Origin of the sequence: Dermacoccus abyssi, from assembly GCF_003515945.1 — a bacterium.
Taxonomy (GTDB): domain Bacteria; phylum Actinomycetota; class Actinomycetes; order Actinomycetales; family Dermatophilaceae; genus Dermacoccus; species Dermacoccus abyssi.
Genome location: NZ_QWLM01000006.1, coordinates 85387 through 106293, shown reverse-complemented (window position 1 = coordinate 106293; position 20907 = coordinate 85387). Strand labels below are relative to the sequence as shown.

At 68.7% G+C, this 20907-nt stretch carries 18 protein-coding genes; 12 read left to right on the top strand and 6 right to left on the bottom strand.

All coding sequences use genetic code 11. From position 1 onward, the window contains the following. The first annotated feature begins 54 nt into the window (after positions 1-54). Entirely contained in the window at positions 55-906 is an 852-nt protein-coding gene (locus tag D1832_RS07100; RefSeq protein ID WP_182434704.1) for a DMT family transporter, read from the top strand. A 4-nt stretch (positions 907-910) separates the two neighbouring features. Here D1832_RS07100 and D1832_RS07095 read toward each other — a convergent pair whose 3' ends face one another. After that, positions 911-1459, bottom strand: a complete 549-nt coding sequence (locus tag D1832_RS07095; RefSeq protein WP_118913234.1) for a GNAT family N-acetyltransferase — start codon at positions 1457-1459, stop codon at positions 911-913. Here D1832_RS07095 and hemE point away from each other — a divergent pair. Together hemE and mptB are read left to right on the top strand one after the other, a co-directional pair. Further along, the gene (gene hemE, locus D1832_RS07090) at positions 1458-2588 is read left to right on the top strand and encodes a uroporphyrinogen decarboxylase (protein ID WP_118913233.1); all 1131 of its coding nucleotides are present in this window, start codon (positions 1458-1460) and stop codon (positions 2586-2588) included. The two genes, D1832_RS07095 and hemE, sit on opposite strands and share 2 nt — an antisense overlap. 11 nt (positions 2589-2599) lie before the next feature. Next, on the top strand, positions 2600-4033 hold the full coding sequence (gene mptB / locus D1832_RS07085) for a polyprenol phosphomannose-dependent alpha 1,6 mannosyltransferase MptB (RefSeq protein ID WP_118913232.1): 1434 nt from the start codon (positions 2600-2602) through the stop codon (positions 4031-4033). Positions 4034-4058: 25 nt separating this feature from the next. On the opposite strand, the gene D1832_RS07080 is transcribed toward mptB, so the two are convergent. Next, a complete protein-coding gene (locus D1832_RS07080; protein WP_338067300.1) occupies positions 4059-4571 on the bottom strand; it encodes a YczE/YyaS/YitT family protein in 513 nt (170 codons plus the stop codon). A 309-nt stretch (positions 4572-4880) separates the two neighbouring features. Here D1832_RS07080 and yczR point away from each other — a divergent pair, with 309 nt between their 5' ends. The 4 genes from yczR (at position 4881) to hemQ (ending at position 9248) form a co-directional block, all read left to right on the top strand. Further along, positions 4881-6299, top strand: a complete 1419-nt coding sequence (gene yczR / locus D1832_RS07075) for a MocR-like transcription factor YczR (RefSeq protein ID WP_182434703.1) — start codon at positions 4881-4883, stop codon at positions 6297-6299. Between the two features lie 54 nt (positions 6300-6353). Further along, the gene (locus D1832_RS07070; protein WP_118913230.1) at positions 6354-6887 is read left to right on the top strand and encodes a DinB family protein; all 534 of its coding nucleotides are present in this window, start codon (positions 6354-6356) and stop codon (positions 6885-6887) included. Positions 6888-7005: 118 nt separating this feature from the next. Further along, positions 7006-8451 (top strand): protoporphyrinogen oxidase, encoded by a 1446-nt coding sequence (gene hemG / locus D1832_RS07065; protein ID WP_118913229.1) that lies wholly within the window; start codon positions 7006-7008, stop codon positions 8449-8451. Between the two features lie 47 nt (positions 8452-8498). Then, positions 8499-9248: a hydrogen peroxide-dependent heme synthase gene (gene hemQ, locus D1832_RS07060; RefSeq protein ID WP_241510906.1), complete on the top strand. Its 750-nt coding sequence runs from the start codon at positions 8499-8501 to the stop codon at positions 9246-9248. Between the two features lie 83 nt (positions 9249-9331). Here hemQ and betT read toward each other — a convergent pair whose 3' ends face one another. From betT to D1832_RS07045, 3 genes are all read right to left on the bottom strand, one after another. Continuing rightward, a complete protein-coding gene (gene betT, locus D1832_RS07055) occupies positions 9332-11368 on the bottom strand; it encodes a choline BCCT transporter BetT (protein ID WP_118913228.1) in 2037 nt (678 codons plus the stop codon). Next, positions 11365-13107, bottom strand: coding sequence for a choline dehydrogenase (betA, locus tag D1832_RS07050; protein WP_118913227.1), 1743 nt, complete (start codon positions 13105-13107; stop codon positions 11365-11367). The genes betT and betA overlap by 4 nt, the downstream gene beginning before the upstream one ends. 156 nt (positions 13108-13263) lie before the next feature. After that, positions 13264-14757 carry an aldehyde dehydrogenase family protein gene (locus tag D1832_RS07045; protein ID WP_118913277.1) on the bottom strand — a complete coding sequence of 498 codons (1494 nt, stop codon included), beginning with the start codon at positions 14755-14757 and terminating at the stop codon, positions 13264-13266. A 74-nt stretch (positions 14758-14831) separates the two neighbouring features. Between D1832_RS07045 and D1832_RS07040 the strand changes: the two genes are divergently transcribed. The 3 genes from D1832_RS07040 (at position 14832) to D1832_RS07030 (ending at position 18723) form a co-directional block, all read left to right on the top strand. After that, positions 14832-15398: a TetR/AcrR family transcriptional regulator gene (locus tag D1832_RS07040; protein WP_118913226.1), complete on the top strand. Its 567-nt coding sequence runs from the start codon at positions 14832-14834 to the stop codon at positions 15396-15398. Positions 15399-15511: 113 nt separating this feature from the next. Beyond that, positions 15512-17086 carry an acyl-CoA carboxylase subunit beta gene (locus D1832_RS07035; RefSeq protein ID WP_206609367.1) on the top strand — a complete coding sequence of 525 codons (1575 nt, stop codon included), beginning with the start codon at positions 15512-15514 and terminating at the stop codon, positions 17084-17086. 11 nt (positions 17087-17097) lie between these two features. Then, the gene (locus tag D1832_RS07030; protein ID WP_241510905.1) at positions 17098-18723 is read left to right on the top strand and encodes an AMP-binding protein; all 1626 of its coding nucleotides are present in this window, start codon (positions 17098-17100) and stop codon (positions 18721-18723) included. A 69-nt stretch (positions 18724-18792) separates the two neighbouring features. Here D1832_RS07030 and msrB read toward each other — a convergent pair whose 3' ends face one another. Next, a complete protein-coding gene (msrB, locus tag D1832_RS07025) occupies positions 18793-19215 on the bottom strand; it encodes a peptide-methionine (R)-S-oxide reductase MsrB (protein ID WP_047311545.1) in 423 nt (140 codons plus the stop codon). A gap of 125 nt (positions 19216-19340) precedes the next feature. Between msrB and ligD the strand changes: the two genes are divergently transcribed. Both ligD and D1832_RS07015 read left to right on the top strand, forming a co-directional pair. Next, entirely contained in the window at positions 19341-20393 is a 1053-nt protein-coding gene (gene ligD, locus D1832_RS07020) for a non-homologous end-joining DNA ligase (RefSeq protein WP_118913274.1), read from the top strand. A 184-nt stretch (positions 20394-20577) separates the two neighbouring features. Beyond that, complete coding sequence (locus D1832_RS07015; RefSeq protein WP_118913225.1) at positions 20578-20898, top strand: hypothetical protein; 321 nt, start codon at positions 20578-20580, stop codon at positions 20896-20898. Positions 20899-20907 lie beyond the last annotated feature (9 nt).

Sequence of the window (20907 nt, the reverse complement as noted above, 5' to 3'; positions counted from 1 at the left end):
GGCCGGAAAGGGGCGAATTCACGGGAGGCACGCCGCGCGTCCTACCCTGCGCATGTGGTGACGTTCCTAGCCCTTCTCTCCTCCGCCGTCTGGGGTAGCGCAGACTTCGCCGGAGGCGTTCTGACGAAGCGGATGCACCCGGTCAAGGTCGTCACCCTGTCTCAGCTCGGTGGCCTCGCTGCGGCGTTCGTGTTCTTCCTGTCCGTGAGTTTGTGGGGCTCGCACGGGGATTCGCCCGTCACGGCGTGGGCGCTCTGGGGCATCGCGGCGGGGTTCAGTGGCGCCGTGGGTTTGCTGTGCCTGTACGCGGCGCTGTCGACCGGGACGATGGGCGTCGTCTCGCCCATCACGGCCCTCGGTGCCATCGTGCCCGTCACGCTCGGTCTCCTCCGTGGCGACGCGTGGACGACGATCGTCGGGGTGGGCCTTGTCGTCGCCCTCGTGGGTGCGGTGCTCGCAAGTGGACCCGAACTGTCGCATGAGGTGGGCCACAGGCCGGTCACGCTCGCCGCGATCGCCGCCGTCGCGTTCGGGCTGTCCCTGTACTTCATGGACGGAGGGGCGCGGCACGACCTGTCCGGCTCCATGCTCGCCATGCGGTGCGGCAGCCTGTCGCTGCTCATCCCCACGTTCCTCGTCCTGCGTTCACGGAACGCGGCCCGCGAACCTCTGACGCCTCGTCTCCTTCTTGCGTTGCCGCTGCTCGGCATCGGCGACCTCGTCGCGAACCTGCTGTTCGCCGCCGCTTCAGCCCAGGGGCAGGTCTCGATCGTCGCCGTGCTCGGCTCGCTCTACCCGGTCGCGACGCTCCTGCTCGCCCGCGGCTTCCTCGGCGAGCGACTGCGCGGGGTTCAGCTGGCGGGTGTGGCACTCACCGTCGTGGGCGTGTGCCTCGTGTCGATCTGACGGCTCAGGCCGACCGGTCGCTGCGCGCGACGAACAGTTCGAGCGACGCGTCGTAGTAGCGCTCGGTGCGCCCGAGGTGCGTCATGCCGATACGCGCGGTCACCCGTCGTGAGGCGACGTTGGCCGGGTCGGTGACGGCGACAACCCGGTCGAGGCCACCGGCCAGCGCCGCGTCGAGAACGGCGCGGGCCGCTTCCGTGACGTAGCCGTGACCGGTGGCTGTGCTCGTGGCGCGCCACCCGATCTCGACATCCTCCGTCGCCGCGTTCGTGTACCCGGCGGAGAAAGGGATCGGTTTGAGCAGGATGGCCGCGACGGGCGCGCCCTCGGCCTCGACGCACCACCAGCCGCGTCCCGGGGCGGTGTTGCCGTCGATCCGGCGCAACCACGCGGCCGCGTCCTCGCGGGTGGTGAGAACGGCCGACGGGATGAACCGGGCCAGATCGGGGTTCGCATGGAGCTCGAGAGCGAACTCGAGGTCGGCGTCGTCATCGGGTGCGAAGCGGCGAAGGACGAGGCGTTCGGTGTGCAGGGTTTCGGCGGGGGAGGCCATGGCTTCACACTGTCAGATCGACCGGGGTCCTCCGGGTGGTTCGCCGCTGCCGAAGCCAGGTGCGCATGAGAGGATTTCGAGCGTGAGCGAAACGAATGTCGACCCGCGTAACTCCGTCCTCGTCAAGGCTGCCCGCGGCGAAGAAGTGCCCTACACGCCCGTGTGGTTCATGCGGCAGGCGGGCCGTTCGCTGCCCGAGTACCGCAAGGTGCGTGAAGGCGTCGGGATGCTCGAGTCGTGCCGCCGCCCCGACCTCGTCACCGAGATCACGATGCAGCCCGTGCGTCGTCACCACGTCGACGCCGCCATCTTCTTCAGTGACATCGTCGTGCCGCTCGCAGCTGTCGGCGTCGACCTCGACATCGTCGCGGGCGTGGGCCCGGTCGTCGCGCAGCCGATCCGCACGCGCGCCGACCTCGACCGCCTGCCCGAGCTGACGCCCGACGCCGTCCCGGACATCACCGAATCGGTCAAGCTGCTCACCGCCGAACTCGGCGGCACGCCGCTCATCGGTTTCGCGGGTGCACCCTTCACGCTCGCCTCGTACCTCGTCGAGGGCGGGCCCTCGAAGAACCACGAGAACACCAAGGCGCTCATGTACGGCGACCCGGAGCTCTGGAACGACCTGTGCGCTCGTCTCGCCCAAATCTCCGGTGCGTTCCTGCGCGTGCAGGCCGAAGCCGGCGCCAGTGCCGTCCAGCTGTTCGACTCGTGGGTCGGCAACCTCCCGCTTGCCGACTACCTGCGCTTCGTCCAGCCGCACTCACGTCAGGCGCTCGCCGCTGTCGAGGGGCTCGACGTGCCGAAGATCCACTTCGGCGTCGGTACCGGTGAACTGCTCTCCGCCATGGGCGAGGCGGGCGCCGACGTCGTCGGTGTCGACTTCCGCGTCGACCTCGACGCCGCCCGCGAACGCACCGGCGGTCAGTACGCTCTCCAGGGCAATCTCGACCCCGCGCTCCTCTTCGCTCCCTGGGAGCCCCTCGAGGCCAAGGTCGACGAGATCGTCGCCGCAGGCCGTCGCGCGAAGGGCCACATCTTCAACCTCGGCCACGGCGTCCTGCCGAGCACCGACCCCGACGTCATCACGCGCGTCGTCGCCCGCGTTCACGAGATCTCCGCTCGCTGACGCTCCGGCACATGCGTGCTCCGACGTTGCCCGGCACCCTCGTCAGCCGGGGTGTGTGCGGCTCGGTGCTCCTGCTCCTCGCGGGGCTCGTCCTCAACGAGCTGCCTCCGAGCCCGGTGCGCTTCCTCGTCGCCCCGCTGCAGTGGTTGGGCACGAACGCGCCAGGACGCTTCCTCGCCCTCGTCGTCACGCTGATCGGCGTCGCCTTGCTCACGCACGCATGGGTGAGCCTCGTGCGGACCCCGGCGGAAGGATCGGCCGACGAACGCGTCCGTCACGTACGGGGCGTGACTCTGCGCTGGATGGCGCCCCTGCTCATCGCGCCGCCGCTCTTCTCCCACGACGGGTGGAGCTACATGGCCCAGGGCGCCGTCGCGGCGTCCGGGCGTGACCCGTACACGATCTCCCCGGGCGAGATGCCCGAGCTACTCACCTCGATGGTCGACCCGATCTGGCGCTACACCCCCACGCCGTACGGGCCGATCCCCATCATCTGGGGTGCTCTGACGCGCGAGGTGTTCGGCGATCCCACGCTCCTGCTGTTGCTCCAGCGGGTGCCCGCCCTGATCGGGCTCGCCCTCACTGGGTGGGCGGTTCCGCGCCTCGCCCGCCACCTCGGCATCGACCCGGCGAGGGCGACGGCCCTCGCGATCGCGTCACCGTTCGTCCTCGTCCACGCCGTCGGCGGGTTGCACAACGATGCCCTCGTCATGGGCCTCGTGGCCGCGGCGTTCGTGTTCGCCGCCGAACGTCGGTGGGTGATCGGCGTCGTGCTCGTCGGTCTTGCCGCTGCGGTGAAGTTCACGGCCGTGGTCGCGGTCGTTCCCGTCGTTCTCGTCTCCTTGCCCGGGGCAGTGCGGGTACCCGGACGATTCGTCAGGCTCGCGGCCGGTGGTCTCATCGCCGCCGCCACCGTCGCGGCAAGCGGCATTCCCTACGGGCTCGGGCTCGGATGGGTCAAGGTGCTCAGCGTGCCGGGCGTCGTCGTCACCCCGGCGTCCGCGCCCACCGCCGTAGGCGTCGTGCTCGAATGGCTGCTCGCACAGACCGGCAGCGGCCTCGAGATGTACGCCGTGCCCGTCGTGCGTTCGCTCGGCATGGCGCTCGCCGTCGCCTTGGTCATCGTCCTGGCGCTCACCAGGCCCACGGGTGACCTCAAGGCCGGACTCGCAACGTGCATCGGGGTGTTCGCTGCGGTGGTGCTCCTCGCCCCGGTCGTGCAGTCCTGGTACGCACTCGCCGTGGTGCCGGCCGCAGCGCTGTTGCTGCTCGAGCGCCGTCGCACCCGCAGGGCACTTTTCCTCGGTGCGGCGCTCGCGTTCCTCGCGCCCCTCGATTCGGAGATGGCCGGCGGATCTCTCCTCGCGGCCGGTCTCGTCGTCCTCGGACTGACGATCGTGCGGGGCGTCAGGGCCGGCGACTCGCGACCCGTCGCCGACGCCTGACGCCGTTCAGCTGCCTCGGCAAAGCTCAGTCACCCTCGGGGTATGTGGCGTTCTCTTTCCCCGGGCCCTCAGGCGCTTTGGCACCCTCGGCTCGGTGCCCGTCCAACTCGACCGTGAACCACGGGAGGAAGAACTGCACGAGCGGGCCGATCAGCAGCGCATAGAGCACCGTTCCGACGCCCACGCCACCGCCGAGCAGCCAGCCCGAAGTGAGGACGACGACCTCGATGCTCGTGCGCACGAGGCGGACGCTGAGGCCCGTGATGCGGTGCAGGCCCGTCATGAGACCGTCGCGGGGGCCGGGGCCGAGTTGGCTTCCGATGTACATCGCGCCGCCGATGGCGTTGACGAGCAGGCCGACGGCGAAGAGCGCCGAGCGCGCCACGATGGAGTTCGGCTCGGAGACGAGCGCCATCGTCGCATCGAGCACGAAACCGAGCCACACCGCGTTCGCCACGGTGCCGAGCCCGGGCCACTGACGCATGGGGATCCACAGCAGCAGCACGATGAACGACACGACGATCGTGACGGTGCCCATCGACCAGCCGGTGTGCAGGCTGCGCCCTGGTGGAAGACGCCCCAGGGCTCGAGGCCGACGTTCGCTCGCACGAACAGGCCCATCGCGGCGCCGAAGAGCGTCAGGCCGATGAAGAGTTGCGGCAGCCGACGACCGAGCTTGCCGGCACGCAGTTGACCCATCGGCGTCAGATTGGCCAGCTGGCGCGATCCACGCGAAGGACGCGCGGGCGCGTCGGGCTGAGGTTGGGCCGTCGACATGGTGCTCATGAAACCAGAGTGCAGCAGAAGTGGCCTTGTCTTGTATAGCCAATTCGAACACAGTGGCCCCATGGAACGCAGGATCGGGGCGAATGCCCTCGCGCGCCTCGTCGGCCCACCGCCCGAGCGAGGTTCGGCGTACGCCTGGTTGAGCGACCGCATCGAACGTCTCGTGGCCGACGGCAGGCTGACGCATGACACCCGCCTGCCGAGCGAGCGTGATGCTGCCGTGGCGCTCGGCCTGTCGCGCACGACGGTCACTCACGCGTACGCACTGCTGCGCGAGCGTGGCTTCGCCGCAGCCCGCCGCGGCTCCGGAACGCGCGTGCGCATCCCCGGTGGCCCCGTCTCGGGCGGTGGCGAACCCGTGAGCGGCGTGCTCGGCGGGTTCGATCCGCAGGGAGGAATCAACCTCACCAACACGGCTCCAGCCGCAGTGGGCGGCCTCGCCGAACGGTTCGCGGAGGCCTCGCGGCACCTGGCGGCCTACACCCACGAAGGCGGGTACTTCCGCGACGGCGTGCCCGACCTCCGTGATGCCCTCGCTGAGCGCTACACCGCGCGGGGCGTGCCGACGACGCCCGATCAGATCCTCGTGACGACGGGCGCTCTCGCCGGTGTGGCCGCTACGGCATTGGCATTGGTTTCACCGGGAGACGCCGTGGCCGTCGAGCCGTCGGGCTACCCGAACTCGCTTGCGTCGCTGCGAAGCCGTGGCGCGCGGTTCGTGCCCGCCGTCGAATCGGACGACGAGCGTCGTCTCGATGTGCGGGCCACGGCCGAAACCTTCGCGCGCCGGGCGCCGAAGGCCATGCTCGTCATCCCGGACTTTCACAACCCGACGGGCCGGTTCATGGGGGAGGAAGACCGCCATGACCTCGCGCGTCTGTGGGCGAAGCACGGCATCGTCGGCATCGTCGACGAAACCCTGGCCGACCTGTGGCTCGACGCGGCGCCGCGCGTTCGCCCCATGGCGGCGTTTGCTCCCGAGTGCATCACGGTCGGGTCGGCGAGCAAGACGTACTGGGGCGGACTGCGCCTCGGATGGGTGCGCGCGCCGCGCCGCTACATCGGTGCCATCGCGTCGGCGCGCGTGACGCTCGATCTCGGAGCGCCGGTGCTCGAACAGATCGTTCTCGCCGGCCTGCTGCGTGATCAATCCGGCCTCGACGACGAGCGTCGCGCAGAGCTGGCCGGTCGACGAATTCTCCTGCGCGACGCCATAGCCCGGGCCTGCCCGGGGTGGAGTTGTGACCTTCCCGACGGCGGCCTGTCGCTGTGGTGGAGGCTGCCGGGCGCGCAGTCGAGCGAGATCGTGCGACGGGCGGCATTGCGTGGTCTCACCCTCACGCCGGGCAGTGCGTTCTCCCTCGACGGACGTGGCCTCGAAGGGCGACTCCGGACTCCGTTCACGCTGGCTGAGGACGATCTGCGGCGCGCCGCAGACGTTCTCGGTGAGGTCAACGCCTCGCTCGCCTCCCGCACGTAGGGTGACGTCGTTGACGAGGAGAGCGGAGCGCCCGAGATGACAGGTGGTTCAGCGATGTCGGCTGACGAAAGGCGCTGGGCGCCGGTGCAGGGCGACGAGGTCGCCACGCTGCGCGGGATGCTCGAGCACCACCGCGACACGCTGCGGTGGAAGTGCTCCGGCCTCGACGACGAGCAGTTGCGTCGGGCCCTGCCCCCGACGGACATGACGCTCGCCGGGCTGATGCTGCACCTCACGATGGTGGAGGCAGGTTGGTTCAACCTCACCTTCGCGGGCGGCATCGAGCGCCCCGATTGGCTCGCGCACTCCCACGGAGCCGGTGTGGACTGGGCGTGGGAGCACGCGGCCGATCACTCCCAGGAACAACTGTGGGCGTGGTTCGACGACGCCGTCGCGGTCAGTGACCGTATCGTCGACGAAGCCCTCGCCCACGACGCCGGTCTGGACGCCCTCGCCGTCAACCCTCGGGAGGACGAAGGAACAGTGAGCCTCCGGTGGATCCTCGTGCACATGATCGAGGAGTACGCGCGGCACAACGGTCACGCCGACCTCCTGCGTCAGGCCGTCGACGGAAGTACGGGGGAGTAGCCGCACCCGTCGCTCCCTGGTGGGTCGCTGCCGCCCGAGTCGGGACCAACGTCACGACTTGCCCCCAACGCGCCGCCCCGGCGACCCCAACCCGCGCTGAGAGTGGGAAACTGGGAGCATGAAGTCGGTCGCGATCGTCGGTGGTGGAGTGAGCGGTCTCGTCGCCGCGTGGCATCTCGCGACGACGGCGCCCTCGTGGAAGATCACCGTCTTCGAAGCCGACGAGCGCGTGGGCGGCAAATTGCGCCAGGAGGAGATCGCCGGGCACCGCGTCGATGTCGGTGCCGAGTCGGCCCTCTGGCGCCGCCCCGAGGTGGTCGACCTGCTCGCCGAGCTCGGCGTCGAGGCCGTTCACCCCCAACGTTTCCCGGCCCTCCTGTGGTCCCGCGGCTCGCTCGAGGCGCTACCTGCCGGCACACTCATGGGCATTCCGTCAGACCCCGAGTCGGCCCGCGGGCTGCTCTCCGACGACGAGGTGGCTCGTGCCGCCGACGAGCGTCCGGTCGAGATCTCGGTGCCCCGTTCCGAAGCCGGTGACAGCGCAGATGACCTGGCCGACATCAGCGTCGGTGACGCTGTCGAGCAGGCCCTCGGCGCCGCCGTCGTCGACCGCATGGTCGAGCCACTGCTCGGCGGGGTCTATGCAGGCAACGCCCGCGAGCTCTCGGCCCGTGCCTGTGTGCCTCCGCTCTTCAAGGCCCTGCGCGACGGCGGGCGCCTCACCGAGGCCGCCCGGGCCGCTTCGTCGGCGGTCTCGTCGAACGACACACGGCAGGTGTTCGGGGCGCCCACTGACGGCATGGGATCGCTGCCCGAAGCGCTTCGCGCCGGTCTCGCCGATCGCGGCGTGGACGTCGTCACCGGTGCGCGCGTCACCGAGCTGCGCCGCTCGCTCGGCCATCGCGGCACGTGGCACCTCGAAGTCGAACGGGACGGTCTGCCCGAACCGCACGAGGCCGACGGCGTCATCGTCACGACGGCGGCGCCCGCAGCCGCCCGCCTGCTCGCGGCCATCGCGCCCGAAGCCTCGGACGCGCTCGGCGGCATCGAGTACGCCACGATGGCGATCGTCACCTACGCCTTCCCGGCCTCCGTCCACGCGAGCCTTCCCGAGGGAACGGGCTTCCTCGTCCCTCCGGTGGACGGACGCACGATCAAGGCCTCGACCTTCTCCAGCGTCAAGTGGCCGTGGCTCGCCGAGGCCGCGCCGGACGTGGCCTACGTCCGCGTGTCGATGGGGCGCCATCGCGACGAGGCCGTCCTCGATCATGCCGACGACGAACTCCTTGCCCTCGGCTTGGACGACCTAGGCGAGGCGACCGGTCTCGACCTTCCCGCCCCGCTCGACGCCCACGTCCAGCGCTGGGCGAACGGTCTGCCGCAGTACGCCCTCGGCCACGTCGAGCGTGTCCGACGCATCCGTGACGACCTCACGCGGCTGCCCGCCCTCGACGTCGCCGGGGCGGCCCTCGACGGCGTCGGCATCCCCGCCTGTGTCGCCACGGCGCGCGCCGCCGCCGACCGCGTCCTCGACGACCTCGCCGCTCAAGACGCGCTCGCCTGAGCCCCCGAACCTGTTCCGAACAAGCACGCACCCGAAGGAGAATCACGGTGACCACCCCGCAGCCGGAGAACCCGCAGAACCCCGAGAAGACGAGTTCGCGCCCCGAGCCGAAGCACGTCACGGTCGACCGCATCAACGCTTCCCGCATCTACGCGATGTGGTCGGTCTTCACCATCGTCGACAAGGTCGACGGCGACCGTGAGGCCATCGCGCGTGAGGCAGACCAGTACCTCGACTCGCTCGCGGGCAAGGGCGTGACCGTGCGCGGCACGTACAACCTCTCCGGCTTCCGCGCCGAGGCCGACCTGATGATCTGGTGGCACGGCGAGTCGATCGACGAGCTCCAGAAGGCTTACTCGGGCTTCCTCGCCACCGACCTCGGCCGCCACCTCGAGCCCTACTGGTCGAACGTCGCCATGCACCGCGTCGCCGAGTTCAACCGCGGCCACATCCCGGCGTTCATGGCCGACGAGACGCCACGCAAGTACATCTGCGTCTACCCCTTCGTGCGCAGCTACGACTGGTACCTCCTGCCCGACGACGAGCGCAAGAAGATGCTCCACGACCACGGCATGGCCGCCCGCGAGTACCCGGACGTGCGCGCGAACACCATCGCGTCGTTCGGCTTGGGCGACTACGAGTGGATCCTGGCCTTCGAAGCCGACGAGATGTACCGCATCCTCGACCTCATGCGCGAGATGCGGTACACGGAGGCTCGTCGTCACGTGCGCGAGGAGACGCCGTTCTTCTCCGGCCCGCAGATCACGATGAGCGAGTTCGTCGCGCGCATGCGCTGACCCGCCGAGCCTGTTCAGCACGACAAAGGCGGCGGGTACCGGATCAGATCCGGTACCCGCCGCCTTCGTGCGTCAGCCGATGGTCACTCGGTTTCCTGGGCGACCGTGGCGTTCGTGTTCAGCCACCACGTGTAGTGGTCGAGCACGTCGTGCGCGATCTCTTCCTTGGAGTAGGTGAGCACGTCGTACGCGCCACCGCCGGGGACAACGACCTCGAGCTGGCACGAGATGTCGTCCGCCTCGATCATGCGCGCGCCGTAGGACGCGACCTTGATGCTGCGGATCTGGCTCGTGTAGTGGAAGTCCTCGGCGCGCGGGTCGGCCGCGTGCACGGTGAGGGTCACCGAACGGCGCAGCTGCTTGGTCGGCTGCGCCAGGTGCTCGAGCTCGGCGTTGACGCCTCGCTCACGCAGTTCGGCGACGACCTCCTCGAGAGCCGGGACGACGACCTCGTCCATGCGTTCCTCCGTGGCCTTCGCAGACACACTGCCGAACTGACGCGCGAGGCGGTTCTTCCACGAGCCGTTCGCGGTCGGCGGCGCACCGATCGTGCCCGAGCGCAGCGAGTCCAGCATCGCGCTGGCGTGCCGCTGTTCGCCGGTCAGCGCACGGTGGATACCGATCATCACGAGGATCATGACGAAGGCGAACGGCAGACCCATGACGATCGTCGCGTACTGCAGCGCGGTGATACCGCCGACGATGAGCATCGCGATGGTCAGCACGCCGGTCGCGGCGGCCCACAGGACACGCACCCACGGCTTGGCGTCGGTCTCGGCGTCCGGCAGGTCGGAGCTGAGGTTCGCCATGACGAGGGCGCCGGAGTCGGCGGACGTCACGTAGAACAGCAGGCCGACGAACGTGGCCAGACCGATGATGAACGTTGCCGCCGGGAACTGCTGGAGCAGCTGGTAGAAACCGGATTCCGGCGTGTTGATCGCGGCGTCGCCGAAGGCCTTGTCACCGTCCATGATCCGCTTGATCGCGGTGTTACCGAACATCGTCACCCACATGACGATGTAGAGGAACGGGATCGTCAGCGTGCCCACGACGAACTGGCCGATCGTGCGGCCCTTCGAGATGCGGGCCAGGAACATGCCGACGAAGCTTGCCCAGGCGATCCACCAGGCCCAGAAGAACAGGGTCCACAGGTTCATCCACTCGCCCGGGTAGTCGTACGCCATCGTGTCGAGCGTCATGCCCGGGAAGAGGTTGACGAAGTCACCGACGTTCATCGTCGCCGCGCGCAGGAGGAAGCGGGTGTCGCCGAAGACGAGCACCCAACCCGCGAGGAACAGCGCGAGGATGACGTTGAGCTGGCTGAGGATGCGGATGCCCTTGTCGATGCCCGACGTCGCGGAGATCGTCGCGGTGACGACGGCGACGACGACGAGACCGATCTGCGCGGGCACGCCCTGGTCGATGCCGAACAGCAGGTCGAGACCGACGTTGAGCATGACGACGCCGATGCCGAGGCTGGTCGCCACACCGAAGATCGTGCCGAGCACCGTGGCGATGTCGACCGCGTTGCCGATGCCGCCGTTGATGCGCTTGCCGAACAGCGGGTAGAGCGCCGAACGCACCGCGAGCGGCAGGCCCTTGCGGTGGGCGAAGTAGCCGAGGGCGATACCCATGAGCGTGTACATGCCCCAGCCGGTGATGCCGTAGTGGAACAGGGTCCACACGGTGCCCTCACGCGCGGCGTCGAGCGTTTCGCCCTTGCCCTGCGGCGGTGCGAGGTACTGCGACGCAGGTTCGGCGACGGCGAAGAACATGAGGTCCGTGCCGATGCCGGCGGCGAACAGCATGCTCGCCCAGGCGAACGTCGAGTACTCGGGACGGTCGTGGTCGTGCCCGAGACGGATGCGACCGAAGCGCAGCGCCAGGTACACGACGAAGAACAGGACGATCGTCGCCAGGGCGATGTAGAACCAGCCGAACCAGCCACCCATCCACTCGACGACCGTGCCGAGCTGGCTCTCGGCCCCCTTCGGGTCGATGAGGGCCCACCCGGCCACGACCGCGATGAACACGGCCGTGGTCCACAGGACGACAGGCTTGATCCGGGCTTCGCCGGGTGTTTCGACCTCGGCGTCGGGGGCGGGCGTCACCGAGCTCATCGCGGCTCTCCCACGATGGCGGCAGCGCTCGGGATCTCGCTCTTGGCGTCCCAGGCGTCATTGCGCGGGTCGCCCTCGGGGTAGAGCGGCATACCGGCCTTGGCGCGGTAGGTGGGCGGGTTCTCCGGAGCGAGCATCGTGTTGCCTGCGATGAGGTCGGCGGCACGCTCGGCCACCATCATGACCGGCGCGTAGATGTTGCCGTTCGTGATGCTCGGGAAGACCGACGCGTCGGCGACCCGCAGGCCCTCGGTGCCGTGCACGCGCATCGAGTTCGGGTCGACGACGGACATCTCGTCGGTGCCCATCTTGGCCGAGCACGAGGGGTGCAGGGCCGTCTCGGCGTCCTTCGCGATCCAGTCGATGATCTCCTCGTCCGTCTGGACGGCGCTTCCGGGGGAGATCTCGCCACCGTCGAACGGCGAGAACGCGGGCTGGCTGAGGATGTGGCGCGCGGCGCGCACGACCTCGACCCACTCGCGGCGGTCGCGCTCGGTCGACAGGTAGTTGAACAGGATGCTCGGGTGCTTCTTCGGGTCGTTGCTCGTGATGCGTACGTGGCCGCGCACGTCGGAGTTCATCGGGCCGATGTGCACCTGGTAGCCGTGCTCGTGACCGCCGCCCGTGCCGTCGTAACGCACTGCGACCGGCAGGAAGTGGAACATGAGGTTCGGGTACTGAACCTCTTCGTTCGTACGGATGAAGCCGCCCGCCTCGAAGTGGTTCGAGGCGCCGACACCGGTGTTGGCGAAGAGCCACTGCGCGCCGATGTAGGGTGCCTTCCACTTCTTGAGCCAGGGCTGGATGGAAACCGGCTGCACCGACTCGTGCTGGAGGTAGACCTCGAGGTGGTCCTGGAGGTTCTCGCCGACGCCCGGCAGGTCGACGCGGGTCTCGACGCCCGCGGCCGCGAGGACCTCGGGGTTGCCGACACCCGAGAGCTGCAGCAGCTGCGGCGTGTTGAACGCGCCACCACACAGGATGACCTCGCCGGCTTCGACGGAGTGCTTGCGGCGACCGCCGCGCACGAAGTCGACGCCCGTGACGCGGTTGCCGTCCCAGCGCAAGTTCGTGACGAAGGCGAGCGTCGCGATGTCGAGATTCTTGCGGTTCTTGACCGGCCACAGGTAGGAGCGGGACGCGCTCATGCGCGAGCCGTTCTTCGTCGTGTGGTCGAAGGGTGCGAAGCCCTCCTGGCGGTAGCCGTTGACGTCATCCGTCGGGGCGTAGCCGGCCTGCTGGGTGGCCTCGAAGAAGGCCTGGAACAGGGGAGAGGTAGCCGGGCCGCGCTCGAGCGTGAGGGGACCGGAACCGCCACGCCAGGCGTCGGCGCCCGCGAGCGTCGTCTCCATGCGCTTGAAGTAGGGCAGGCAGTGGGCGTAGTCCCAGTCCTCCATGCCGGCGAACGTGGCCCACTTGTCGTAGTCGCCTCGGTTGCCGCGCTGGAAGATCATGCCGTTGATCGAGCTGGAGCCACCGAGCACCTTGCCGCGGGTGTGCGCGACACGCCGACCACCCATGAAGGGCTCCGGCTCGCTCTCGTAACGCCAGTCGTAGAGCGGGTTGCCGCTGGGGAACATGAGCGCGGCGGGCATGTGGATGAGCGGGTCGATCTTGAAGTCGGCGCGCCCGGCCTCGAGCACGAGAACGCTCGTGTTCGAGTCGGCCGAGAGGCGGTTGGCCAGCGCGGAGCCGGCCGAGCCGCCACCGACGATGACGTAGTCGTAACGCTTCTTCATCGAGATGAATCTCCTTGTGTTCTCACATGGTCGTCCTCGAACAAACCCTGCCCCACAGAGTTCGTTCGAAGACCTGAAAGCGGATGGTTGGTTCGACGGGGCGAACCTCACCGGGTGCGATATGTGTGCTGCTCGGCCCGGGGCGGGCGCGGCAGGTCAGCCCTCGCGGCCGCTGAACCAGTCGGCCGGTGCGGGGTCGATGTTGTGCCAGATGTGCTTGGTCTCGAGGTACTCGCCGAGTCCGTGCTCGCCGAGCTCGCGGCCGATACCGCTCTGCTTCATGCCGCCCCACTCGGCCTGCGGCACGTAGGGGTGGTAGTCGTTGATCCACACGGTTCCGTGACGCAGGCGGCGCGCCATGCGCTCGGCGCGCCCGGCGTTCTGCGTCCAGACTGCGCCGGCCAGGCCGTAGATCGTGTCGTTCGCGATGGCGACGGCGGCGTCCTCGGCGGACTTGGCGTCGTCGCCGGAGAACGTCTCGACGGTGAGCACGGGGCCGAAGGACTCGTCGTGGACGCAGCGCATCGAGCTGTCGCAACCGTCGAGGATCGTCGGCAGGTAGTAGGAGCCCTTCGCGAGCTCGCCCTCGCCGCGCTTGCCGCCGGTGAGCAGCTTCGCGCCGTCCTCGATGGCTTCCTTGACGTAGGTGTCGACCTTCTCGAGGTGGGCTTCGCTGATGAGCGGGCCGGTCTCGGCGTTGTCGTCGAACGGGCCGCCGAGACGGATGAGTTCGGCGCGGCGCATGAGTTCGGTGACCACCTCGTCGTGGATGGACTCCTCGACGACGAGGCGCGTGCCGGCCGAGCAGACCTGGCCGGAGTCGAGGAAGACTGCCGTCAGGGCGTTGTCGATGGCGGCCGGGATGTCGGCGTCGGCGAACAGGACGTTGGGGTTCTTGCCGCCGAGTTCGAGGGCGATCTTCTTGACGGTCGGTGCGGCCGCTGCCATGATCGCGCGGCCGGTGACGAGGCCGCCGGTGAAGCTGACGAGGTCGACGTCCTCGTTCGTCGTCATCTCGGATCCGACCGTGGCGCCGGGGCCGGTGACGAGGTTCGCGACGCCCGCGGGGAGGCCCGCCTCGGCGAGGGCGTCCATGAGCCACATCGAGCTCTGCGGCGTCAGCTCGGCGGGCTTGAGGACGAAGGTGTTGCCGGCAGCGATGGCCGGGGCGATCTTCCAGGCCGTCTGCAGCAGGGGGTAGTTCCACGGCGTGATGAGTGAGCAGACGCCGACCGGTTCGGTGACGACGCGGCTCGCGACGTTGGGCATGCCGGTGTCGACGACGCGGCCGGCCTCCTTGTCGGCCAGAGCGGCGAAGTGACGGAAGACGCCGATGATGTCGTCCATGTCGTACTGGGACTCGACGAAGCGCTTGCCGGTGTCCTGCGACTCGACGCGGGCGACCTTGTCCTTGTCGCGCTCGAGCAGGTCGGCGAGCTTGTCGAGAATGGCGCCGCGCTCCTTGGCGGGCGTCGCGGACCAGGCGCCGTCGTCGAACGTGCGGCGGGCGGCCGCGATGGCCTTCTGCGCGTCCGCCTCGGCGCCTTCGCTCACCGTGATGACGTGGGATCCGTCGGCGGGGCAGGTGATCTCACGGGTCTCGCCGGATGCGGCCTCGACCCACGCGCCGTCGATGTAAATGCTGGGCACGGTCACTCCTTCACTGATCGTCGTGATGAACGCTCGTTCTAGACCAACGATAACGCACGTTATATTCTGGCGCCGTGGAACCCCGCAAACCCGTTCGCGAGCGCCTGCTCGACGCTGCCGACGCGCTGTTGTTCGTCGAGGGTGCCTTCGCCACGCCCGTCGACACGATCCTCAAGGCCGCGGGGGCGTCGCCGCCCAGCCTCTACTCGCACTTCGGGAACAAGGAAGGCCTCATCGCGGCGGCTCTGCATCGTCGGTACGAGGTGTGGAAGCAGGTCTGGGACGACGAGATCGCCGCAGCCCCGGACGACGCAGGGCGCGTGCTCGCGCTGTGGAACGCGTTGCGCACCTACCAGTCCGAGCGGATGACGGAGCGCTGGTGCGCTTTCACGGGTACGGCTGCGGCGTTCCCCGACCCGGCGCCGGAACTGCGGGAGATCCTCGACCTCGAGACGGCGCTGTTGCGTGACCGGCTGCTCGAGACGGCCACACCGATTGCCGGTGAACGAGCCGAAGCGTTGGCGTCTGCCCTCATGGTGACGTACGCGGGAACCATGGCGCTCATGCTGCGCGAGCCGTACGAGAAGGCGATCGACGAGGGGCGCGCCGGAGCGGCGTCCCTGTGCGCCGCCTTCGCCTGACGACGATGTCTGATTCTGTAGACGTTGCGCGTCGTATGTGACGCCGAACGTCGACAAAATCGGCTGTTCGCGATCGACGTGGAGGGGATGGCTCAGCCTTTAGCGTGTGTGACGTGACACACGTGGAAGGGGACGGTGTGCCCGAGAAGAACCCGCTCGCCGCTGAACTCGACGAGCACCGCGCCCGGATCGCCGATGGGGCCCGCCCCGGGGCCATGGCCAAGCGCGCCGCCACCGGCCACCGCTCGGTGCGCGAGAACATTCGAGATTTCGTGGGCGCCGGAACGTTCCACGAGTACGGCTCGGCGACGATCGCCGCTCAACGCTCACGCCGCGACCTCGACGACCTCAAGGCGTCGACGCCCGCCGACGGCATGGTGACGGGTGTGGCGCGGGTACCGGTCGACGGCGGTGAGCTGACCTGCGTCGTGCTCGGGTACGACTACACCGTTCTCGCCGGAACGCAGGGGTACTTCAACCACAAGAAGACCGACCGCGCACTCGAGGTCGCGCGCGAGCGCCGACTGCCGGTCGTGCTCTTCGCCGAGGGCGGCGGCGGGCGTCCCGGTGACGTCGACGCGATGCTCGTCAGCGCCACGGGCCTCGACCTCGGCACCTTCGCGGTGCTCGGTGCGCTCAACGGCCTCGTCCCGACGGTCGCCGTCGTCACCGGCCGCTGCTTTGCCGGCAACGCGGCCATGGCGGGCACGTGCGACATCATCATCGCGACGGCCGACAGCTCGATCGGTATGGCGGGCCCCGCGATGATCGAGGGTGGCGGACTGGGCCGCGTGGCGGCAGACGAGGTCGGGCCGATGAGCGTCCAGGCGCCGAACGGTGTCGTCGACCTTGTCGTCGACGATGACGCGCAGGCCGTCGAAGCGGCGCGCGACTACCTCTGGTTGCTCTCCGGACTCCCTGGCACGGGCGAGGCGCCCGACCAACACGTGCTGACGACGCTCGTGCCCCAGCGCCGCAAGCTTGTCTACGACATCCGCACGGCCATCGAGACGCTCGCCGACGACGGCTTCGTCCTCGAATTGCGGCCCGAGTTCGCGCCGAATGCTGTCACCGCGCTCGTCCAGATCGGCGGACGCACCTGTGCCGTCATGGCCAACGACTGCGGTGTGCTCGGCGGGGCCATCGACGCGGCGGCCGGCGACAAGTTCGCGCGCTTCATGCAGTTGTGCGAGGGCTACGGCATCCCGCTTGTCTCCCTCTGCGACACACCGGGATTCATGGTTGGCCCCGACGCCGAGCGCGAGGGAACGGTACGGCACGTGAGCCGGATGTTCGTCGCAGGTGCGCGCCTCACGGTGCCGACGATCGTCGTCATCACCCGCAAGGGCTACGGCCTCGGCGCGATGGCGATGGCGTGCGGGGGCTTCCGGCGAACGTCGGCCACGCTCGCCTGGCCGACGGCGGAGATAGGCGCCATGGGACTCGAAGGAGCGGTGCGGCTCGGCTTCGCCAAGGAACTGGGCGCCATAGAAGACCCTGCGGCTCGTGAGGAGCGGTTCGAGGAACTCGTCGCGCAGCAGTACGAGCAGGGCAAGGCGCTCAACGCGGCACGCCTCGACGAGATCGACGAGATCATCCACCCCGCCGAGACCCGTGAGCGCATTTCTCAGCTCATCGGCGGATTCCCGGGCGAGCGCTCGACACGGCCGTACATCGACACCTGGTGAAGGAGCACAACATGGGGGAGAACACGATGACACTGGAGGCCTACCTTGACGACGTCAGGGCGCGGCAGTCACGCCACCGCGGGTCGGGGTGGAGCGACGAGGTCGACTACCCGATCGGTCGGGTGACCTTGCCCGCACACGTTGAGCACTGGGCGGGGGAGCGACCGGATCGGGTCGCCCTCGTCGACGGCCCGACGACGATGACGTACCGCGAACTCGACGACGCCCATCGTCGTGTCGCCGGGTGGCTTCGGGAGCACGGCGTAACGAAGGGTGACCGAGTTGCAGTGCACCTGGGCAACCGACACGAATTCGTCGTCACGTTCCTCGCGGTGTTGCGTCTCGGCGCGGTGCACGTGCCGGTGAACCCGATGTTCAGCGTCCACGAGGTGGCCCACGAGCTGCGCGACAGCGGGGCACGGATCATCGTGACGTCGTCGGTCACCGAGAAGCCGGCGCGTGACGGTGCGGCGCAGGTGGAGCACGAGTGCGAGGTCGTGGTGGTCGACGACGGCTCGTCCCGGATGACCGATGGGCCGCGCGTGGATGATGACGCAGGGGAGTGGAATGCCCTCGCGGCGCTCAACTACACCGGTGGCACGACGGGTCTGCCGAAGGGTTGCTGTCACTCGCAGGGGGACATGGTCTACACAGCGGCGAGCACCGCACGGGCGAACGGCCTCGATGCCCACGGTGACTTCACGGCGTTGTGCTACCTGCCGATCTTCTGGATCGCCGGGGAGGATCTCGGCATCCTGCTCCCTGTCGTCTTCGGCGGTACGAGCGTTCTCTTGTCGCGGTGGAACGCCGACGCCGTGCTCGATGCCGTTGAAGAGCACCACGTCCAGGTCATGGTCGGCACGGTCGAGAACTATCTCGAACTCATGGCGCGCGACGACATCGGCGCGCGCGATCTGTCGTCGCTCACCGATCCGCAGGCCGTCTCGTTCGTTCGCAAGATGACTCCTGAGGTGCGTGCCTCATGGACGGCTGCCGTCCCGGACGGCGGTGTGCTTCGTGAGGCCGCCTACGGCATGACCGAGACGCACACGATGGACACGAGCCCCTACGGGCTGCACGCAGACGACATGGACCTGCGTGCCGAGCCCGTTTTCTGCGGCCTGCCCGTGCCGGGAACCGACATCGCCGTCGTCGAATTCGGCACGCAGACACCGGTGCCCGTGGGCGAGACGGGCGAGATCATCGTCCGCAGCCCGTCGGTCACGAGTGGCTACTGGCGCAACGAGGAAGCCACCCGGCGTCAGCTCGTCGACGGATGGCTCCACACCGGCGACAACGGACGTATCGACGACGAGGGCTTCGTGCACTATCTCGGACGCGACAAGGAGATGATCAAGGTCAAGGGGATGAGCGTGTTCCCGGCCGAGGTCGAGATGGCGGTGGCGGCTCATCCTGCCGTCGTAGCGTGCGCCGTCGTTGCAAAGCCCGACGACGAGACGGGGGAGCGCCCGGTCGCGTTCGTCACGGTCACCGAGGCGGTCGATGCCGACCGGCTGCGCGAGTTCGCTGCTGAGCGCCTGGCTGCCTACAAGGTTCCCGAGATCCGCGTCATCGAGGCGATGCCCATGACTGCGACGGGCAAGATCCGCAAGAACGAGTTGGGCGCACAAGGCTGAACCATGCTCGCCCACACAGATCGGGCCCCTCCACTGTGCACGTGGAGGGGCCCGATGTGTCGTGGTTGTTCAGTTCTCGTCGGCGGGCTCCAGCGTCATGCTGATCGAGTTGATGCAGAAGCGCTCGTCGGTCGGCGTCGGGTAGCCCTCGCCGCGGAAGACGTGGCCGAGGTGGCTGTCGCAGTTCGCGCACCGCACTTCGGTACGCACCATCCCCATGCTGCGGTCCTCGAGGAGCGTGACGTTCTCGGCATCCTCGGGCGCGTAGAAGGACGGCCATCCGCAGTGGCTGTGGAACTTCTCCTTGCTGGTGAACAGCGTTGCGCCACAGGCACGGCAGCGATACGTGCCCGCCGTCTCGGTGTCGGTGTACTCGCCCACGAACGGACGCTCGGTGCCTCCCTGGCGCAGGACGGCGTACTCCTCGGGCGTCAGCTTCTCGCGCCACTGCTCGTCGGTGGTGTCGTTCATGGTGCGGGGCAGGTCGCTCATGTCGCTCCTTCGCGGGTGGGGTGCAAAGTCCAACGTCGGGCGCTGCCCAGACCTTCCCGATGTTGCCTGGGAAACGCGGCATCGGTGACGCGGCGCCCGCTCACCATCGGCTTAGGGTGGCGAACATGAGCGCTGCAGCCGTCGTCCTCGAGATTCCCGGACCGGACGACGAGGTCCGCAAGGTCAAGGTCTCGAGTCCCGATCGCCTCGTCTATCCCGACGACGGGGTGAGCAAGCTCGACGTCGTCGAGTACCTGCTCGCCGTCGCGGAGCCGTTCCTGCGATGGAGCGGTGACCGGCCCATCGCGTTGGAGCGCTACCCGAAGGGCCTGGGGGAGAAGCCCTTCTTCTCGAAGAACCCGCCGAAGGGTGCGCCTGCGTACGCGCGCTCGGTGATGTGCACCTACCCCAGCGTGCGGGCCCACGAGCAACTCGTGCTCGACGAACCGGCGATGCTCGCATGGTGCGCGCAGATGAACACGGTGACGTTCCACCCGTGGCCGGTGAAGGCGGACAACAACGACAACCCGGACGAGTTGCGCATCGACCTCGACCCCCAGCCGGGCCGTGATTTCACGGATGCCGTCGAGGCGGCGTTCGCACTCAAGGAGCTCATGGAGTCGCTAGGGTTCACCCCCTTCGTCAAGACGTCCGGTAACCGGGGCGTGCACGTGTACGCGCGCATCGCGCCGACGCACGAGTTCCTCGACGTGCGCCATGGCGTCATCGGCATCGCGCGCGAGTTGGAGCGGCGCCTACCCGATCTCGTGACGACGGAATGGTGGAAGGAGCTGCGCGGCGAGAAGGTCTTCGTCGACTTCAACCAGGCCAACCGCGATCGGACGATCGCCGCGGCCTACTCGCCGCGGCCGCTCACGGGAGCACCGGTGTCGATGCCGGTGGCCTGGTCTGAGCTGCGAGACGTGAAGCCGAGCGACTTCACCGTCCGAACCGTCCCGGGCATCGTTGCCGACCGTGGTGACGCCTGGGAGCCGGCCGACGGCGCGTCGATGAACGATCACGTCGGGGACGTGGCCGCCGCCATTGCGCTGTGGGACGCCGACGTCGAGCGCGGCCTGCCCGAGATGCCCTTCCCGCCCGACTACCCGAAGATGCCCGGCGAGCCCCCGCGCGTCCAGCCGAGCCGCGCGAAGAAGGCGCCCACCACCGACGCCTGATGCGGCGCCACGACTGTTGGGCAGGGTTTTCTGCGGTTGAGTAGTGACCGCCTCGGCCCAGCCGCAGGGAACTCTGCCCAACGCGGTTGCGCGGCCCGTCGGGCACCGCCCAGCTGCGCGAATCAGCCGATCGTCATGTCAAGCCAAATTGACATCTACGTGACGGGGCTCCTACCATCATCGGATGCCGAAGATCAGCAAGCCGTTGCCGCAGGAGCTTCGCGGCATCTCCGAGAAGTCCGTCGAAGAGGCCGCCGCCCGCATCATGGAGGGCTTCCGGGTGCAGACGCACCTGTTCACCAAGGACGAGCTCGAGGGCCTCGCGATGCTCAACAACCTCATGAGCGACACCATCAAGTGGGTCGTCGCCGAGCGTCGCGCCAAGGGCGACTCCTGGTCGCAGATCGGCTCCAGCCTCGGCATCAGCAAGCAGGCCGCGCAGCAGCGCTTCGGCAAGAAGGCGCCGGCGCCCCTCGTCGACGAGGATGTCGCCATCAGCGCCTGACGGCGTCGC

What these genes read in the sequence shown, in the direction of transcription:
- hemE (WP_118913233.1), top strand. Translation starts at nt 1,458, where the DNA reads ATGGCTTCACACTGTCAGATCGACCGGGGTCCTCCGGGTGGTTCGCCG.
- D1832_RS07095 (WP_118913234.1), bottom strand. Translation starts at nt 1,459, where the DNA reads ATGGCCTCCCCCGCCGAAACCCTGCACACCGAACGCCTCGTCCTTCGC.
- mptB (WP_118913232.1), top strand. Translation starts at nt 2,600, where the DNA reads ATGCGTGCTCCGACGTTGCCCGGCACCCTCGTCAGCCGGGGTGTGTGC.
- D1832_RS07080 (WP_338067300.1), bottom strand. Translation starts at nt 4,571, where the DNA reads ATGGGCACCGTCACGATCGTCGTGTCGTTCATCGTGCTGCTGCTGTGG.
- yczR (WP_182434703.1), top strand. Translation starts at nt 4,881, where the DNA reads ATGGAACGCAGGATCGGGGCGAATGCCCTCGCGCGCCTCGTCGGCCCA.
- D1832_RS07070 (WP_118913230.1), top strand. Translation starts at nt 6,354, where the DNA reads ATGTCGGCTGACGAAAGGCGCTGGGCGCCGGTGCAGGGCGACGAGGTC.
- hemG (WP_118913229.1), top strand. Translation starts at nt 7,006, where the DNA reads ATGAAGTCGGTCGCGATCGTCGGTGGTGGAGTGAGCGGTCTCGTCGCC.
- betT (WP_118913228.1), bottom strand. Translation starts at nt 11,368, where the DNA reads ATGAGCTCGGTGACGCCCGCCCCCGACGCCGAGGTCGAAACACCCGGC.
- betA (WP_118913227.1), bottom strand. Translation starts at nt 13,107, where the DNA reads ATGAAGAAGCGTTACGACTACGTCATCGTCGGTGGCGGCTCGGCCGGC.
- D1832_RS07030 (WP_241510905.1), top strand. Translation starts at nt 17,098, where the DNA reads ATGGGGGAGAACACGATGACACTGGAGGCCTACCTTGACGACGTCAGG.
- msrB (WP_047311545.1), bottom strand. Translation starts at nt 19,215, where the DNA reads ATGAGCGACCTGCCCCGCACCATGAACGACACCACCGACGAGCAGTGG.
- ligD (WP_118913274.1), top strand. Translation starts at nt 19,341, where the DNA reads ATGAGCGCTGCAGCCGTCGTCCTCGAGATTCCCGGACCGGACGACGAG.
- D1832_RS07015 (WP_118913225.1), top strand. Translation starts at nt 20,578, where the DNA reads ATGCCGAAGATCAGCAAGCCGTTGCCGCAGGAGCTTCGCGGCATCTCC.